Origin of the sequence: Streptomyces sp. NPDC008092, assembly GCF_042957285.1 — a bacterium.
Classification (GTDB): Bacteria; Actinomycetota; Actinomycetes; order Streptomycetales; family Streptomycetaceae; genus Streptomyces.
Genome location: NZ_JBIBHY010000006.1, coordinates 191,781 through 209,436 on the forward strand (window position 1 = coordinate 191,781; position 17,656 = coordinate 209,436).

General features: G+C 70.7%; 14 protein-coding genes. 3 read left to right on the forward strand and 11 right to left on the reverse strand.

Annotated features, from left to right (window positions below):
- Positions 1 to 71: 71 nt before the first annotated feature.
- From ACFZB3_RS20825 to uvrC, 10 genes are all read right to left on the reverse strand, one after another.
- A complete protein-coding gene (locus ACFZB3_RS20825; RefSeq protein ID WP_003976875.1) occupies positions 72 to 407 on the reverse strand; it encodes an RNA polymerase-binding protein RbpA in 336 nt (111 codons plus the stop codon).
- A 210-nt stretch (positions 408 to 617) separates the two neighbouring features.
- Positions 618 to 848, reverse strand: coding sequence for a preprotein translocase subunit SecG (gene secG / locus ACFZB3_RS20830; RefSeq protein WP_177233337.1), 231 nt, complete (start codon positions 846 to 848; stop codon positions 618 to 620).
- Positions 849 to 978: 130 nt separating this feature from the next.
- Entirely contained in the window at positions 979 to 1,755 is a 777-nt protein-coding gene (gene tpiA, locus ACFZB3_RS20835; RefSeq protein ID WP_391377121.1) for a triose-phosphate isomerase, read from the reverse strand.
- Positions 1,756 to 1,761: 6 nt separating this feature from the next.
- A complete protein-coding gene (locus tag ACFZB3_RS20840; protein WP_391377122.1) occupies positions 1,762 to 2,973 on the reverse strand; it encodes a phosphoglycerate kinase in 1,212 nt (403 codons plus the stop codon).
- A 151-nt stretch (positions 2,974 to 3,124) separates the two neighbouring features.
- Positions 3,125 to 4,135, reverse strand: coding sequence for a type I glyceraldehyde-3-phosphate dehydrogenase (gene gap, locus ACFZB3_RS20845; protein ID WP_089100930.1), 1,011 nt, complete (start codon positions 4,133 to 4,135; stop codon positions 3,125 to 3,127).
- 274 nt (positions 4,136 to 4,409) lie between these two features.
- Positions 4,410 to 7,364 carry a M14 family zinc carboxypeptidase gene (locus ACFZB3_RS20850; RefSeq protein WP_391377123.1) on the reverse strand — a complete coding sequence of 985 codons (2,955 nt, stop codon included), beginning with the start codon at positions 7,362 to 7,364 and terminating at the stop codon, positions 4,410 to 4,412.
- 168 nt (positions 7,365 to 7,532) lie between these two features.
- Entirely contained in the window at positions 7,533 to 8,522 is a 990-nt protein-coding gene (gene whiA / locus ACFZB3_RS20855) for a DNA-binding protein WhiA (protein WP_030642347.1), read from the reverse strand.
- The gene (gene yvcK / locus ACFZB3_RS20860; protein ID WP_362581372.1) at positions 8,513 to 9,580 is read right to left on the reverse strand and encodes a uridine diphosphate-N-acetylglucosamine-binding protein YvcK; all 1,068 of its coding nucleotides are present in this window, start codon (positions 9,578 to 9,580) and stop codon (positions 8,513 to 8,515) included. Before yvcK ends, whiA begins: the two co-directional genes overlap by 10 nt.
- On the reverse strand, positions 9,577 to 10,623 hold the full coding sequence (gene rapZ / locus ACFZB3_RS20865) for an RNase adapter RapZ (protein ID WP_391377124.1): 1,047 nt from the start codon (positions 10,621 to 10,623) through the stop codon (positions 9,577 to 9,579). The genes yvcK and rapZ overlap by 4 nt, the downstream gene beginning before the upstream one ends.
- Entirely contained in the window at positions 10,620 to 12,839 is a 2,220-nt protein-coding gene (uvrC, locus tag ACFZB3_RS20870) for an excinuclease ABC subunit UvrC (RefSeq protein ID WP_391377125.1), read from the reverse strand. The genes rapZ and uvrC overlap by 4 nt, the downstream gene beginning before the upstream one ends.
- A gap of 620 nt (positions 12,840 to 13,459) precedes the next feature.
- On the opposite strand from uvrC, the gene ACFZB3_RS20875 reads away from it, so the two are divergent.
- Positions 13,460 to 14,410: a hypothetical protein gene (locus ACFZB3_RS20875; RefSeq protein ID WP_391377126.1), complete on the forward strand. Its 951-nt coding sequence runs from the start codon at positions 13,460 to 13,462 to the stop codon at positions 14,408 to 14,410.
- A gap of 25 nt (positions 14,411 to 14,435) precedes the next feature.
- Here the strand turns inward: ACFZB3_RS20875 and ACFZB3_RS20880 are convergent, their stop codons facing one another.
- The gene (locus ACFZB3_RS20880; RefSeq protein ID WP_391377127.1) at positions 14,436 to 14,864 is read right to left on the reverse strand and encodes a Rieske 2Fe-2S domain-containing protein; all 429 of its coding nucleotides are present in this window, start codon (positions 14,862 to 14,864) and stop codon (positions 14,436 to 14,438) included.
- Between the two features lie 530 nt (positions 14,865 to 15,394).
- Here ACFZB3_RS20880 and ACFZB3_RS20885 point away from each other — a divergent pair.
- Positions 15,395 to 16,459 carry a substrate-binding domain-containing protein gene (locus ACFZB3_RS20885; protein WP_391377128.1) on the forward strand — a complete coding sequence of 355 codons (1,065 nt, stop codon included), beginning with the start codon at positions 15,395 to 15,397 and terminating at the stop codon, positions 16,457 to 16,459.
- A 104-nt stretch (positions 16,460 to 16,563) separates the two neighbouring features.
- Positions 16,564 to 17,481, forward strand: a complete 918-nt coding sequence (locus ACFZB3_RS20890) for a PfkB family carbohydrate kinase (protein ID WP_391377129.1) — start codon at positions 16,564 to 16,566, stop codon at positions 17,479 to 17,481.
- Positions 17,482 to 17,656: the final 175 nt, after the last annotated feature.

Sequence of the window (17,656 nt, forward strand, 5' to 3'; positions counted from 1 at the left end):
GACGCGTACCCGGCACCGGCCGCGGAGACAGCTCCGGCCGGGCGCCCGCAGGCTCCCGGCCGGTCCAACTTCTAGATCTCGCCCCGCAGTTTGGCGAGCGCCTCGGCGAGGATCGCCTCGCCGTCCGCGTCGCTGCGCCGCTCCCGTACGTACGCGAGGTGCGTCTTGTACGGCTCGGTGCGCGGCGGGTCCGGCGGGTTGTCCCGGTCCTGACCGGCCGGGAAGCCGCAGCGCGGGCAGTCCCAGGTCTCGGGCACCTGCGCGTCGCTGGCGAAGCTGGGCTGCGTCTCGTGCCCGTTGGAGCACCAGAAGGAGATGCGCAGACGCGGCGCGGACTCGCCGCGCTCGGCCTCGCCCATCGGCCCCGCCCCGACCCGGCTACCTCGGATCGCGTTGCCACTTGCCACGGTCGTAACTCCCTGCGTGATGGTGCCGCGAAGCGAGTCGGCGTGTCGCTTCGTTGCGAGCGCCTCAGTCTACGTAAGGCCCAACGCGCGTCCAGTGGTGGGAGTTACCGCCCCAGCACCTAGACGCAAGCCCCATGATAGGCCGCGCTCAGGTGCGCGTACCGAACATGGGGCCTTACGTACAGATTGTGCGTGTGTGCGAGTCGCGGATCAGCTGTTCGTCTTCATCAGGATGCCGAGGACGATGATGCACGCGAGCCACAGCAGACCGATCACCAGGGTGATCCGGTCCAGGTTCCGCTCGGCGACCGAGGAGCCACCGACGGAGGACTGCATACCGCCACCGAACATGTCGGAGAGGCCGCCGCCCTTGCCCTTGTGCATCAGCACCAGCAGCATCAGCAGCAGGCTGAAGACGATCAGGGCGATCGAGAACCCCAAAACCACGGCTGGACCAACTCTCTCGGATGCGGATGAACGACTGTGGTGAACCACGGGGACAAGGCAGCTGACCGCCTTGTCCCCGCAAGGGTACGACGGATCGCCCCCGGGGCCTACTCGCTCACCCCGATCACTGGTCGCGGAAGCGCACGATCTTGACGAATTCGTCCGCGTCCAGCGAGGCACCGCCCACCAGGGCGCCGTCGATGTCGGCCTGCGCCATGATCTCGGCCACGTTGCCGGCCTTGACGGAGCCGCCGTACTGGATACGGACCTGGTCGGCCAGCTCCTGGCTGTACAGCTCGGCGACCTTGGCGCGGATCGCGGCGCAGACCTCCTGGGCGTCCGCGGCGCCGCAGACCTTGCCGGTGCCGATGGCCCACACGGGCTCGTAGGCGATCACGACGGACTCGGCCTGCTCGGCCGGGAGGTCCTTGAGACCGCCCTCGACCTGGGCGAGGGTGTGGGAGACGTGGTTGCCCGCCTCGCGGACGTCCAGCTCCTCACCGACGCACAGGATCGGGGTCAGACCGTGCTTGTAGGCGGCCTTGACCTTGGCGTTCACGATCTCGTCGGTCTCGGCGTGGTACTGGCGGCGCTCGGAGTGGCCGATGACCACGTACGTGCACTTCAGCTTGGCCAGCATGGGTCCGGAGATCTCGCCGGTGTAGGCGCCGGAGTCGTGCGCCGAGAGGTCCTGGGCGCCGTACTTGATCTTGAGCTTGTCGCCGTCGACCAGGGTCTGCACGGAACGCAGGTCGGTGAAGGGCGGCAGGACGGCGACCTCGACGGCCTCGTAGTCCTTGTCGGCCAGGGCGAAGGCGAGCTTCTGGACGTGCGCGATGGCCTCGAGGTGGTTGAGGTTCATCTTCCAGTTGCCCGCCATGATCGGCGTGCGAGTGGTCATACGGGGTCAGTCCTCCAGTGCGGCGAGGCCGGGGAGCGTCTTGCCCTCTAGGTATTCGAGGGAGGCGCCGCCACCGGTCGAGATGTGTCCGAACGCGTTCTCGTCGAAGCCGAGGATGCGCACGGCGGCTGCGGAGTCCCCGCCGCCGACGACGGTGAAGCCCTTGGACTCGACGAGGGCCTGGGCGACCGCCCGGGTGCCCGCGGCGTAGTCCGGGTGCTCGAAGACGCCCATGGGACCGTTCCAGAAGACGGTGGCGGCGTCGGCGAGCTTCGAGGCGTACAGCTTGCTGGTCTCCGGGCCGATGTCCAGGCCCATCTGGCCGGCCGGCATGGCGTCCGCGGGGACCGTGGACGGGTGGGACGGAGCCTTGGCCGACAGGTCCGGGAACGCGGCGGAGACCAGGGTGTCGACCGGCAGGACGATCTCGACACCGGTCTTCTCGGCGCGCTCCAGGTACTCCGTGACGGTCGCGAGCTGGTCCTCCTGGAGGAGGGAGCTGCCGACCTCGTAGCCCTTGGCCTTGAGGAAGGTGTACACCATGCCGCCGCCGACGAGGATGCGGTCGGCCTTGCCGAGCAGCTGGTCGATCACGGCGAGCTTGTCGGAGACCTTGGCGCCGCCGAGCACCACGACGTACGGCCGCTGGACGTCCTCGGTGAGCTTCTTCAGGACGCCGACCTCGGTGGCGATCAGGTAGCCGGCGTAGTGCGGCAGCCGGGCCGGGAGGTCGTAGACGGAGGCGTGCTTGCGGTGCACGGCGCCGAAGCCGTCGCCGACGTAGACGTCCGCGAGGGCGGCGAGCTGGTCGGCGAACTCGCCGCGCTCGGTGTCGTCCTTGGAGGTCTCACCGGCGTTGAAGCGCAGGTTCTCGATGACCGCGACCTGGCCGGGCTCCAGGCCCCGCACCGCGTCGTGGGCGGCGGGACCGACGGTGTCCTGGGCGAACGCGACCGGGGCGCCGAGCAGTTCGGCGAGCCGCTCGGCGGCCTGGAGCAGGGAGAACTTCAGGTCCGGGGCGCCCTTGGGACGGCCCAGGTGGGAGGCGACGACCACCTTGGCGCCCGCGTCGGCAAGGGCCTTGACGGTGGGCAGAACGGCACGGATGCGACCGTCGTCGGTGATGAGACCGTCGGCCATCGGCACGTTGAGGTCGGCACGGACGAAGACCCGCTTGCCGTCGACCCCTTCGGCGAGGAGTTCGTCGATCGTCTTCATGGTTGGGGACTCCTACAGGAGGGCTCTTGATCGTACGAGGACTGATCGAACCGTATGTCGTCGGGTCGATCCTTACGTGCGTCAGGGCCCGGGCGGCGCGACCGTGCGCTGCCCGAGCCCTGCTACCGCATCGTGCTGCCTGTTCGGCCGATCAGAGCTGGTCGCCGACGAAGACCGTGAGGTCGACGAGGCGGTTGGAGTAGCCCCACTCGTTGTCGTACCAGCCGAGGATCTTCACCGTGTTGCCCTCCTGGACCATGGTCAGGGAGGAGTCGAAGGTGCAGGAGGCCGGGTCGCCGACGATGTCCGAGGAGACGATCTCGTCCTCGGTGTACGCCAGGTAGCCCTTCAGGTCGCCGTCCTCGGAGGCCTTCTTGAACGCGGCGTTGACCTCGTCCTTGGTGACCTCGCGCTGCAGGGTCACGACCAGGTCGGTGGCGGAGCCGGTCGGGACCGGGACGCGCATGGCGATGCCGTCCAGCTTGCCCTTGAGCTGCGGGAGGACCAGCGCGGTCGCCTTGGCGGCACCCGTGGTGGTCGGGATGATGTTCTCCGCGGCGGCACGCGCGCGACGCAGGTCCTTGTGCGGGAAGTCCAGGATGCGCTGGTCGTTGGTGTACGCGTGCACCGTCGTCATCAGGCCCTTGACGATGCCGAAGTTCTCGTCGAGGACCTTCGCCATCGGCGCCACACAGTTGGTGGTGCAGGAGGCGTTGGAGATGACGTGGTGGTTGGCCGCGTCGTACTTGTCCTGGTTGACGCCCATCACGATGGTGATGTCCTCGTTCTTGGCCGGAGCCGAGATGAGGACCTTCTTGGCGCCGCCCGCGATGTGCTTGGCGGCGTCCTCCTTGTTGGTGAAGATGCCGGTCGACTCGATGACGATGTCGACGCCCAGGTCGCCCCACGGGATGTCGGCGGGGTTGCGCTCGGACAGCACCTTGATGGTGTGGCCGTCGACGGTGATCGTGTCGGCGGTGTGCGACACCTCGGCCTTGAGGCGGCCGAGGATCGTGTCGTACTTCAGCAGGTGCGCGGTGGTCGCGGTGTCACCCAGGTCGTTGACAGCCACGATCTCGATGTCAGCGCCCTGCTCCAGCAGCGCGCGGAAGTAGTTGCGACCGATACGACCGAAGCCGTTGATGCCTACGCGGATCGTCACGAACCGATCTCCTCGTTGGTACGCCGGCCATGCGGTGCCGGCGAGCTGTATTTGGGATGTCCCCGACCACCCATGACCCTACCTCCCTGAGGCTCCCGCGGTGACATCCAGATGCCCCATACACGGCGAGGCGGTCCGTACCCGCCAGTAGGGGTACGGACCGTCTCGGATCGGTGGTCGAATTACCCGGTTTCGAAAGGGAATGTCGGCCTGTTTTTACCGTGGTTTCACTCGTTCGTGAGCGGGTCGGCTCACTTGTCGAGTGCCGTCGGCATCAGTTGTCGAGTACTGTCAACGCCTTCTTCACCAGAGCGGCACGATCGGCCGCGGAAGTGACCTGTTCCAGGCCGAAACCGAGCAGCACGGTGCGGTCGGTGGTGACCGCTCCGTACGTCTTGAACAGCACTCCGGTCCGCTCCCAGTCCTTGAGGACGGCCGGGCTGCCCGCGGGCGGGCCGGTGACGCTCCAGGGGCCGAGCGAGGTCTCGAAGCCCTCGGTCTCGGTGGCCGTGCCGCCGACCACGAGCGAGGCGTCGTCGACGAGGACGCCGTGTCCGCCGGTGCTCGGGTCGGTGATGTAGCCGATGGAGATCTCGACGCTCCTGCCGGCGTAGGCGCTCAGGTCGAAGCTCACCGGCTGCCAGCCCGCCGACTTGCCGGTGAAGCTGTTCCAGGCGCCGCTGGTGCCGCTCGCGGTGCACCGGTTGTCCGCGATGGTCAGGTAGTGCTTGAGCCACGGGTGCTCGGCGATCAGGAAGCCCGCCCCGCACTCGCTCGGCACGGTGCTGCTGGTGGCGCCGTTCTTCTCGGGCAGGGTCGTCCAGTCGTCGCTGCCGACGACGTGCGCCTCGACGACCGCGTGGTCGTAGCCGGGCTCGGTGTCCCACAACAGCCTGGCGCTGAGGGCCGGCTGCTGGGACGCGGTGACACCGGTGAGGTCGACGGTGCGGGTGAGGCGCTTGTAGGCGTCGTCGGTGTGGACGGCCGCGGCCATGTACGACCCGGAGTACGGCCCGTACGGGTTGACGGTCCCGGCGAACTGGCCCGCGCCCGCGCTGGCGAACTGGGGGTACGTGGCGGGCGACAGCTCGTCGGAGGTGACGGCGTAGGTCCCGGCCCTGTCGAGCGGGTTGGCGGACGTGCCGCTCAGGGGTCCGCTGAAGCCGTCCAGGGTACCGGTGCCGGTGAAGCCGGTGGCTCCGGGCGTCGACGTACGGGAGTAGGCGCCCAGGTAGTACTGGCTGAAGTCGTTGGACGGGGTGCCGTCGCCGAGGTTCACGCTGCCGCCGGCCAGCTCGCCGGCCTCGATCAGCCTGCCGCCCTCGTTGAGGTAGGCGCGCAGCTGGAGCTGGGTGTCGTTGCCGGGGCCGCTCGTACCCGAGTAGTGCACGACCGTCCTGAAGTGCTTCAGCACGCCGAGCGCGTCGGGCGCGCCCTGGGTGGCGACGTCCCAGACGACCGCCTTGCGTCCGGCCGCCTTCAGCGCGTCGACGTAGGTCTGCGCCTGAGTGGCCTTGGCGCCCTCCTCGGCGACCACCAGGGTGTCCGCCTTGGGCCGCTCGGCGACGGTGTACGTGAAGTGCGAGCTGGAGACCTTCCTGCCGCTCTTCGTCTCACCGGTGAACCACACCTCGACCTTGTCGCCCGGGTCGCCGTCCTTCACCTTGGCCCGGTACTCGTCGAAGTAGAGGTTGTCGGCGCCGCCGTAGGTCTCGCCGCCCTTCCAGGCCTTGAGCTTCCTGTCCTGGGTGCGGCCCCCGTCGACGCGGTACTTGAGCTCCTTGTCGCGGACCGCCTTGCGGACGACGACGGAGACCTCCTGGTCGGCGCCGCGCGAGTACGACGTGGAGAACGTCGCCGGGGTGAAGTCGGCGGCGCTCAGGCCGACCGAGGAGACCGGCTGGTCGGGGTGGGCGGCGGTCTCGGCGACGGAGAGCGCGAAGGGGATGTTCTTCGCGAACTCGTCCTGGATCAGCTTCTCGTCGTCCGGGAAGTTGAAGACCGACTGGCAGTCGGCGGCGTTCCAGGCGTCGTTCGGGTCGATGTCCGAGGCCGTCTGGCAGGTCGACATCTCGGGGGTGAACATCGCCATGCCGTTGACGTTCGACGCGTGGCCGTCCGCCTCGCCGTTGGTGGTGTACAGCTCCGAGGAGACCTGCGAGTGGTAGCCGGGGATCGCCGGGTTGTCCGGGGTGCCGGCCAGCGCCTTGTAGAGGACGTCGTCCGGGGTCGGGGTGGCCACCTGCCAGCCGACGCCGTAGAGGAGGAGCTCGGCGGCGGAGTGGTAGTTGATGCCGTACGTGAACCCGATTCGCTTCTCGAAGGCGTCCAGCGCCCTGGTCTCGGGCTCGGACTCGGGGCTCGCGCCGCGGTAGGTCTCGCTGGTGGGGTTGGGCGACGAACCCTCGTCGTCGTAGCCCCACTTGTAGCCGAAGTTGCGGTTGAGGTCGACGCCGTCACCCGTGCTGATGACACCGTCGCCGTTGACGTCCCGCAGGTTCTTGCGCCACAGGCGGGTGTCGGAGTTCTGGAAGGTGTAGTCGTAGCCGTCGGGGTTGGCGGACAGCACGAACCACAGTTCGGTCGAGTCGACGATCTTCTTGACGCGCTTGTCGGTGCTGTAGTTGTCCAGGTAGTAGTGCATCAGCCGGCGGGTCATCTCCGGCGTGATCCATTCGCGCGCGTGCTGGTTGGACACGTACAGCACGGAGGGCTTGGAGCCGTCCTTCGAACTCTTCGCGCCCTTGGTCAGCTTGAGCGCGAGGATGTCCTGGCCGTTCACCGTCCTGCCGATGGACTCGACCTTGGTGAGGCCGGGGTTGGCCTGCGCGGTGGCGAGGATCTCCTCCTCCAGCCCGCCGGCGCCGCTGTACGGGCGGAACACGCCCTGCGAGGCACCCTCGACCCGCGCCTCGGCCTTGGCCGACACCGTGTGCTCGGTGAGGTCGACGCCCTGCTTCTCCAGTTTCTTCGCCTGCTGGTCGGTGAGGTACAGCTCGACTTCCGTCTTGCCGGATCCGGTGACCTGGTCGCCGAGTTCGTGGCTGTCCTGCCCGGCTTCGAGCAGGAGCGGAATCTGCTTCTTGGTGACGTCGGCGCGGAAGACCTTGACCTGGTCGGGGTCGGGCCTCCCGGAACTTCCGGTCTGCGCCTGGGCGATGGGTGCGAGCGCGGCCGAGCCGATCAGGAGCGCGCCGACAGCGAGGATCGATCTCGCTCTGTGTCTCATGAACCCCCCTAGCAGTGGTCCGCCACGGCGGCGAACTCATGCCAGGCTCATGACACTTCATGATCCAGTCAAGGGCGCCTCATGGCCAGTTCACGGTGGCTTAAAAGGGACGCAAACACCGGTGCCGACGACCGTCGCGGCCATCGGCACCGGCCGGCTGACGGTGCCTCAGCCTGCGAGGTTGTCGGCCAGCTCCTCGGAGAGGTTGGCCTCGGTGCCCGGGATACCCAGATCGGACGCACGCTTGTCGGCCATCGCGAGCAGACGGCGGATCCGGCCGGCGACGGCGTCCTTGGTGAGCGGCGGGTCGGCGAGCGCGCCCAGCTCCTCCAGGGAGGCCTGCTTGTGCTCCATGCGCAGCCGGCCGGCCGCGGCGAGGTGCTCGGGCACCTCGTCGCCGAGGATCTCCAGGGCGCGCTGGACCCTGGCTCCGGCCGCGACGGCGGCGCGGGCGGAGCGGCGCAGGTTGGCGTCGTCGAAGTTGGCGAGGCGGTTCGCGGTGGCGCGGACCTCGCGGCGCATCCGGCGCTCCTCCCAGGCCAGCACCGACTCGTGCGCACCCAGCCGGGTCAGCAGGGCGCCGATCGCGTCACCGTCACGGACGACCACCCGGTCCACCCCGCGCACCTCGCGGGCCTTCGCGGCGATGGAGAGCCGGCGGGCGGCGCCGACCAGCGCGAGCGCGGCCTCCGGGCCCGGGCAGGTCACCTCCAGGGAGGAGGAGCGGCCGGGCTCGGTCAGCGAGCCGTGCGCCAGGAAGGCGCCGCGCCAGGCCGCCTCAGCGTCGCAGGTGGCCCCGGAGACGACCTGCGGGGGCAGGCCCCGGATCGGCCTGCCCCGGCCGTCCACCAGCCCGGTCTGGCGGGCCAGCTGGTCGCCGCCCGCCACCACCCGTACGACGTACCGGGAGCCGCGGCGCAGCCCGCCGGGTGCCATCACGATCAGCTCGGAGCTGTGGCCGAAGATCTCCAGGATGTCCCGCTTGAGGCGCCGGGCCGCCATCGCGGTGTCCAGCTCCGCCTCGATCACGATGCGCCCGCTCACCAGGTGGAGGCCGCCCGCGAACCGCAGAATGGCGGAGACCTCCGCCTTCCGGCAGCAGGTCCGGGTGACGGGTAGCCGGGAGATCTCGTCCTTCACCGCTGCCGTCATCGCCATGGGCCGATCCTTCCATGCATCCGAAAAATACGGTCGTACGCGGCGGCCAACAGCTCCGGGTCGTGCCGGGGTGAACCGTCGGTCCGGGCCACGGGGCTCAGCTCGACCGCGGCTCCCAGCCGCTTGGCGGCCTCGGTGAGCGAGTCGCGGTCGGGCACGGCGGCCTCGTCGGCCAGCACCACGTCCAGGGCGAGTTTAGGGGCGTGTCGCCCCAAAACCTCCAAATGACGCTGCGGTGAGAACCCTTCGGTTTCTCCCGGCTGCGGCGCCAGGTTCAGCGAGAGGACCTTACGGGCCTTGGTCTCGGTGAGCGCGTCCAGCAGATCGGGGACGAGCAGGTGCGGGATCACCGACGAGAACCAGGAGCCGGGGCCGAGCACCACCCAGTCCGCGTCCAGGACGGCCGCCACCGCCTCCGGCACGGCCGGCGGGTCGTGCGGCACCAGGTGCACGGACTGCACCTCGCCGGGCGTGAGCGCCACGGTGGCCTGCCCGCGGACCAGGTCCACCTCCTCGGGCCGCTCCGGGTCGTGCCCCTTGACCAGGGCCTGCAGCTCCAGCGGCACGGCGGACATCGGCAGCACGCGCCCGTGCGCGCCGAGCAGCCTGCCCACCAGGTCCAGTGCCTGGACGTGGTCGCCGAGCTGCTCCCACAGGGCGACGATCAGCAGATTGCCGACCGCGTGCTCGTGCAGGTCGCCCTTGGACTGGAAGCGGTGCTGGATGACCCGGGCCCAGGTCTGCCCCCAGTCGTCGTCACCGCACAGGGCGGCGAGCGCCTTGCGAAGATCACCCGGCGGGAGCACACCCAGCTCGTCGCGGAGGCGCCCGCTGGAGCCGCCGTCGTCGGCCACGGTGACGACGGCGGTGAGGTCGCCGGTGATCCGCCGCAGGGCGGCGAGCGAGGCGGACAGGCCCATGCCGCCGCCCAGGGCGACCACCTTGGGCTGGGCACCGCGGCGACGCGGCCGGGCACCGCGGGCCTCGACGGGACGGCCTGTGCGGGACTCGGGCACCATCCGCCGCAGCCTGCTCAGCCGTGGACTGCGCTCGGTCACTCGCGCCCCATGTCCCGGTGCACGACTACGGTCTCCACTCCCTCGGCGGCCAGGCGGGCGGCGAGCTTCTCGGACACGGCGACCGAGCGGTGCTTGCCGCCCGTGCAGCCGATGGCGATCGTCACGTAGCGCTTGCCCTCACGCCGGTACCCGGTCGCGATCAGCCGCAGCAGCTCGGCGTACCGGTCGAGGAACTCCTTGGCGCCCGGCTGGTTGAAGACGTACGCCGACACCTCCTCGTTGAGTCCGGTGTACGGGCGCAGCTCCGGCACCCAGTGCGGGTTGGGCAGGAACCGCATGTCGGCGACCAGGTCGGCGTCGACCGGCAGGCCGTACTTGAAGCCGAACGACATCACCGTCGCCCGCAGCTCGGGCTCCTCCTCGCCGGCGAACTGGGCGTCCATCTTGGCGCGCAGCTCGTGCACGTTGAGGCTGGAGGTGTCGATCACCAGGTCGGCGTCGCCGCGCAGCTCGCGCAGCAGCTCCCGCTCGGCGGCGATGCCGTCCACGATCCGGCCGTCGCCCTGCAGCGGGTGCGGGCGGCGCACCGACTCGAAGCGGCGGACCAGGGCGTCGTCGGAGGACTCCAGGAAGACGATCCGGCGTGTGACGGACCGGCTGTCGAGGTCGGCGAGGGACTCGCGCAGGTTGTCGAAGAAGCGCCGCCCGCGCACGTCGACCACGACCGCGATCCGCGCCACGTTGCCCTGGGAGCGGGCGCCCAGCTCGACCATGGTGGGGATGAGGGCCGGCGGGAGGTTGTCCACGACGAACCAGCCGAGGTCCTCCAGGCACTTCGCCGCCGTCGACCGGCCGGCTCCCGACATGCCGGAGATGATCACCAGCTCGGGGATGGCCGCCTCGGGCACCCCGGCAGCGGTGGCGTCCGTACTCACTTCTGCTCCGTTTTCCTGGACCGCTTCGGCTTGCGCCTCCTGCGGCTGATCCTGGCCCGACTCGTTGTGCGTTTCCTCGGGCTCACCCTGCGTTTCGCTGAACGCCGGATCTCGCTGTGCTGTGGGGTGTGCGTCGCGCTCGGTCATCTCTCCTGGCCCCGTCGATCGTCCGGGGCGCCCGCGGGTACGGGCTCCCCCGAGGCGTCCGCCGTCGTCTCGGGCGCCTCGTCTTCCCTGTCATCCATGATCTCTCCGGTCGCCGTGTTCACGGCGGGTGCGGCCGGGGCCGCCTGGGCGAGGGCCACGGCGATGGTCTCGGCCGTCTTGCGGCCTATCCCGGGTACTTCCTGGATCTGCTCGATTGTGGCGGATCGCAGCTTCTTCACCGAGCCGAAATGCTTGATCAACGCCTGTTTGCGGGTCTCGCCGAGCCCCGGCACGTCGTCCAGGGGACTGGAACGGAAGCGCTTGGCCCGCTTGGTGCGCTGGTAGGTGATGGCGAAGCGGTGCGCCTCGTCACGGATCCGCTGGAGCAGGTAGAGGCCCTCGCTGGTGCGGGGCAGGACCACCGGGTCGTCGTCCTCGGGCAGCCACACCTCTTCGAGGCGCTTGGCGAGGCCGCAGACGGCGATGTCGTCGATCCCTAGCTCGTCGAGCGCCCGTTTGGCGGCGGCGACCTGCGGCTGACCGCCGTCGACGACCACGAGCTGGGGCGGGTAGGCGAACTTCTTGGGGCGGCCGTCCTCGTCCTTGAAACCGTTGACGGGGGCGTCGTCGGGGTCCGGGGCGGGGGCGGCGTCAGAGTCGGCCCCGGTGAGGCTGCGGGTTCGGGATTCGGAGGCCGTGGGGGTACCGGCGGAGGCCGTGGGGGCGCCGGGGCCCGCGGGGACGCCGGATTCCCCGGTGGCGCCGGATTCCGTGAGGGCGTCCTCGGCGCCGTCCTCCACCCACTCGCCGGTCCGCTCCTTCTCGGCGAGGTAGCGGCGGAAGCGGCGGGTGATCACCTCGTGCATGGAGCGCACGTCGTCCTGGCCGGCGAAGCCCTTGATCTGGAAGCGGCGGTACTCGCTCTTGCGCTGCAGGCCGTCCTCGAAGACGACCATGGAGGCCACCACGTCGTCGCCCTGGAGGTGCGAGATGTCGTAGCACTCGATGCGCAGCGGGGCGCTGTCCAGGTCCAGGGCGTCGGCGATCTCCTCCAGCGCGCGCGAACGGGTGGTGAGGTCGGAGGCACGCTTGGTCTTGTGCAGGGCGAGCGACTGCTGCGCGTTGCGCTGCACGGTCTCCATCAGCGCCTTCTTGTCGCCGCGCTGCGGGATGCGCAGCGAGACATTGGCCCCACGGCGGCCGGTGAGCCACTCCTGGACCGGCTCGACCGGCTCGGGCAGCGCCGGGACCAGCACCTCCTTGGGGACGGCGTCGCCGGTCTCCTCGCCGTAGAGCTGCTGGAGGGCGTGCTCGACGAGAGCCCCGGTGGTGACGTCCTCCACCTTGTCCGTCACCCAGCCGCGCTGACCGCGCACGCGTCCGCCGCGCACGTGGAAGATCTGGACGGCCGCCTCCAGCTCGTCCTCCGCGACGGCGATGAGGTCGGCGTCGGTCGCGTCGGCGAGCACGACCGCGTTCTTCTCCATGGCCTTCTTCAGGGCCTCGATGTCGTCGCGCAGCCGGGCGGCCCGCTCGTACTCCATCTCCTCGGCGGCCTCCGTCATCCGCTGCTCCAGACGGCGGAGGTAGGTACCGGTGCGGCCGGCCATGAAGTCGCAGAAATCCTCGGCCAGTTCGCGGTGCTCCTCCGGCTCGATCCGGCCGACGCAGGGGGCCGAGCACTTGCCGATGTAGCCGAGCAGGCAGGGGCGGCCGGTGCGGGTGGCGTTCTTGAACACCCCTGCCGAGCAGGTGCGCACCGGGAACACGCGCAGCAGCAGGTCGACGGTGTCCCGGATGGCCCACGCGTGGCCGTACGGCCCGAAGTAGCGCACACCCTTCTTCTTGTGACCTCGCATCACCTGGACCCGCGGGAACTCCTCGTTCATCGTCACCGCGAGGTAGGGGTAGCTCTTGTCGTCGCGGTACTTCACGTTGAAGCGGGGGTCGTACTCCTTGATCCAGGAGTACTCCAGCTGGAGCGCCTCGACCTCCGTGGACACCACGGTCCACTCCACGGACGCCGCGGTGGTGACCATCGTCCGGGTACGGGGGTGCAGGCTCGCCAGGTCCTGGAAGTAGTTCGCCAGGCGCTGGCGCAGGCTCTTCGCCTTTCCGACGTAGATCACCCGGCGGTGCTCGTCACGGAACCTGTACACCCCGGGAGAGTCCGGGATCTGTCCCGGCTTGGGGCGGTAGCTGGAGGGGTCGGCCATGTCTCACACCCTACTGGCGAGCACCGACACCGCGACGAGCCTGTGGACAACCGCCGGCGGGACGGGCGGCGGGACAGCGGGGACACCGGGACTCCGCGACGCTGGGCAAGCGCCCAGCCCCGTGGCCGCCCGCCCGCGGCCCCTGTCTCTGCCCAGGCCCAGGCCCCTGCCCCTGCCCCTGCCCGGCTGGACAGCGGATCGCGAAATCGGACACCTCCACGACATGGCGTGCCGTTCCGGCATACCGCGGGCGCGGGCCCGGTGCACGACCGGTTCGGCGCCGCTCCGCGGATCGTGACGGATCTTGCTCTGCTTCCTCCCCAAATCGACCCTTCACCCACGAACGATCTCCGGCCTCCTGGCCGAGAGTGGCGCGGCCGCACCCGCACGGTCCCGCCGGTGAACGGGGTCGCACCCCGGCCAGGTGGGCGCCCCCGACCGGCCGAAGGTGTTGTCGGGGATTGGTCAACACGCTTCAATGCGGTGGAACTCGGGGCCGTGAGCGACGGCCTGCGGACGCGGCGTGCCCAGGTACGGCCGCCCCGGCGCCGACGGGGTGGCCCCGAACCGCGCCAACGGCCTGACCAGCCGTTGAACCCCCCGACAGAAAGGCCCTCTGCATGCGGCACGGCACACAGCACGCGGACGTCGCGACCGCGGAACTGGACTCGGCCCTGCGCGGCGGCCCCTTCCATGTGGCCCTGCGCGCCGCGATCGCCGCCCGCGGGCTGCCGCTCCAGCGCGTGCAGCACCACCTGTCCCGCTACGGCGTAAAAGTGGGCGTCACCAGCCTGAGTTACTGGCAGCAGGGTGCCCGCCGGCCGCAGCGCCCGGAGTCGCTGCGGGCCGTCCGCGCGCTGGAGGAGATCCTCCAGCTCCCGGACGAGTCCCTGATCCGGCTGCTCGCGGAGACCACCGACCAGGAGCCTGCCGTGCGCCGCCCCGCCGCCCGCTCCTACCGCTCCCTGCTTGAGGCCTGCGACGTCCTCGACCGGATGCAGGCCGAGCTCGGCTGGTCCCTCGACGGCGGCCTGCACACCCTGGGACACCACGAACGGGTGCGGATAGGCACCCACCGTGAACTGGCCGCCCGCGAGTCGCAGCACATCGTGCGCGCCCACCGGGACGGCGTCGACCGCTTCGTGGCCGTCCACCACGGCGACCCCGGGTGCGCCCCGCAGCACATGACCGTCCGCGCGCTGGAGAACTGCCGCGCGGGACGCGTCCGTTCGGACCAGGAGACCGGCCTCCTCGTCGCCGAACTCCTCTTCGGCACACGTCTGCGCTCCGGCGACACCTTCCTCTTCCGCTACGCCGTCGAGGACGGCACGGCCGGTGTCTCACGCGAGTACGTCCGCGGTTTCGGCTTTCCCGGCGGCCAGTACACCCTTCAGGTGCGCTTCGCCGCCGACGCACTGCCGACCCGCTGCCACCGGTTCGCCCAGCACTCCACGGCGGCCCCCCGCAGCGGCCGGCAGACCCTGCCACTGAGCGGACTGCACCGTTCCGTCCACCTGGTCGAGCCCCGGGTACGGCCGGGCCTGCTGGGGATCGGTTGGGACTGGGAGTGAACCGGCGCTGACACCCGGCCCCGGATCAGGCGCCGGGTCCCGCCACGATCCGACCGTTCGCCGCCTTGACCGGCAGTTCGTTCAACGGCTCCGTGGCCGGCGACCGCACCACCTTCCCGGTCACGGCGTCGAACTCGCTGCCGTGGCAGGGGCAGACCAGCGTCGTGCCCTGGAGCTTGTCGATCGGGCACCCCGCGTGCGTGCAGATCGTGCTGTACGCCTTCAGCGCGCCGTCGGCGGACCGGCTGACGACCACGTTGTGCTCCCGGTAGAGCCTGGCGCCGCCCTTGTCGACCTCGCTCTCGGCCCCGAGGTCGACCGGCGCGGTCGGCGTGGCCTCGGCCGTGGCCGCACCGCCGGGTGCCTTGCAGGCGGCCGCCCCCAGTCCGGCGACCGATGTGACGGCCGCTCCGCGCAGGACGGTACGGCGACTCGCGAAGGGGCGGGCGGACACGGCGGGCTCCAGGGGGATCAGAGGGATTGAGGGGATCGCGGGGATCGGGGCGATGCGGGACGGCAGCCCGGGGGCAGTGCCGGGCGGGCGCCGGAGAGGGCGCTGCGGGGCTACCGCCGGAGTGCGGACCGTGACAGCCCGGAACAGCGGCGGGATGCAGCCGTCCGGGACCGTGCGAGACGACACTACCCGGGCGGATCGTCCCGCTTCGGGTGGGGGCGGTCTGGTCTGGGGCGGTCGCGCCTGCGCCAGTCCCGTGCGAGGCGGCAGGCCTGTCCGAGGTAGTCACTGCCGGAGGTAGTCCCTGTCCGGGGCGGCCCCTGCCCAAGGCAGCCCCTGTCCGGGACAGTCCGGTCTGCTCCCTGACCCACCCCAAAGGACGTAAACGCTTGCGTAAGCGTTTACGCGGCCGTGTCCGATGGGGTAGCTTCCCGGCCGAAGGGGGCACGGCGGACCGAGCGGGACCCGGCAGCCCGGCCGGAACAACCCGGGAGCCCTTGCCCAAAGCGGAAAACGACCAGGGGAGCCTCATGCCCACCATGGCCGACGTGGCCCGGAGCGCCGGTGTCTCCGTGGCGACCGTCTCCCATGTGCTGAACGAAACCCGCCCGGTGCTGCCCCACACCCGTCAGGCCGTGCTCGACGCCATCGAGGAACTGGGCTACACGCCCAACACCCTCGCCCGCTCCCTGGTCACGTCCCGCACCCGTTCCATCGGGCTCGCGGTGTCGGCGATCAGCAACCCCTACTTCACGGAGATCCTCCAGGGCGTCGAGGCCGCTGTCCTGGAACACGGCTACAGCCTGCTCATCGCCGACCCGCACGACGACCCCGAGCACGAACGCAAAGTCGTGCAGCTTCTCCACGAACGCCGCGTCGACGGCCTGATCGTCGCCCCCTCCGCCGACCCGCGCGCGCTCCTCGCCTACCTCGACCGTCATGCCGTACCGGCCGTCCTCCTGGACCGGGTCATCGACGGCCCCGCGGACACCGCCCTGCCCTTCGACCAGGTCTGCGCCGAGAACACCGGGCCGATGGCCCGGCTCGTCACCCACCTCGGCGGTCTCGGGCACCGCCGGATCGGCCTGGTCGCGGGGCTGCCCGGGCTGAGCACCACCGGCGAGCGGGTCGCCGGCTACCGGCAGGGGCTGGCCGCGGCCGGGCTGCCCTTCGACGAGGACCTGGTCGTCCCCGGCAACTCGGAATCCTCGGGCGCCGAGCAGGCCACCGCCGCCCTGCTGTCGCTCGCCGCCCCGCCCACGGCACTCGTCACCGCCAACAACGCGATGACCATCGGCGCCCTGCGCGCTCTGCGGGCGCGGGGCCTCTCCGTACCGGACGACATCGCCCTGTGCTGCTTCGACGACTTCGCCTGGGCCGACCTCTTCTCGCCCCGGCTCACCGCCATCGCCCAGCCCAGCAGGGAACTCGGCGCCGAGGCGGTCCGGGTGCTCCTGGAACGGCTGGCCTCACCCGACCGGCCCGCCCGGACCGTACGGCTGCCCTGCGCCTTCGTGCACCGGACGTCGTGCGGGTGCCAGGAGGAGGACAGGGCCGCGGACACCTCTGGCAGCCCCGATCCCGAGGACCCCTAGCCCCGCCAGGATCCCTGGCTCCGCCAATACCCCTGGCACCTCTCGCGTCTTTCGCATCTCTCGCACTTCTCGCACCTTTGGCACCCCGGGAAAGGAATCCTCTCGTGATCGTCGTCGCCGGTGAGGCACTGATCGACCTCGTACCGCAGGGCACCGGTGCCCTCGCGGCCCTGCAGCCGGCGCTCGGCGGCGGCCCGTACAACACGGCCGTGGCCCTCGGCCGCCTGGGCTCCCCCACCGCGTTCTGCTCCCGGGCCTCCCGTGACGCCTTCGGCGAGGCCCTGCTGGACGGGCTGCGGTGGGCGGGCGTGGACGTCGCCCTGGTGGAGCGCGGCCCGGAGCCGACCACCCTCGCGGCCGCCACGATCGACCCGCGGGGCTCCGCCTCCTACTCCTTCTACGTCGAGGGCACGGCCGACCGCCTGTTCACCACCCCCGCCGGCCTCCCCGCCACGACCCGGGCGGTCTCCTTCGGCACGCTCTCGCTCGTCCTGGAACCGGGGGCGAGCGCCTATGAGGAGCTGATGCGCGACGCGGCCGGGCAGGGCCTGTTCACCGCGCTCGACCCGAACATCCGGGCGGGCCTGATCGCGGATCCGGACGCCTACCGGGCCCGTTTCAAGAGCTGGCTGCCCTCGGTGACTCTCCTCAAGCTCTCGGAGGAGGACGCCTTGTGGCTGGGCGGCACCCCGCACGAATGGCTGGCGGCGGGTCCCTCGGCCGTGGTGATCACCCACGGCGGCGACGGTCTCAGTGCCTTCACCCGCGACGGCACCGTGTACGCCGTCCCCGGTGAGGAGGTCACCGTCGTGGACACGATCGGCGCCGGTGACACGGTCAACGCGGCCCTGCTGCACGGTCTGGCCGCTCAGGACGCCCTGTCCGCCGAGGCGCTCCTGGGACTGGGCGCCGACGGCTGGACGGGGCTGCTGCGATTCGCGGCGCGGGCGGCCGCGATCACATGCTCCCGGGCGGGCGCGGAACCGCCGTACGCCTCCGAACTCGAAGGCTTCTCTCTCTGACTCGCTGTTGAGGGGTCAAGGTCCGTCGTGGCCGCGGGAATCGGGCGGCTGATCGTGGAACGAGCGGCGCCCCGCGGGAAGTTCCCGTGGGGCGCCGTGTTTCATCGGATCCGCCGGTATCCGACTGGATCCGCCGGGTCTGCCTGGACTTGCCTGGATCTGCCGGAGCAGGTGC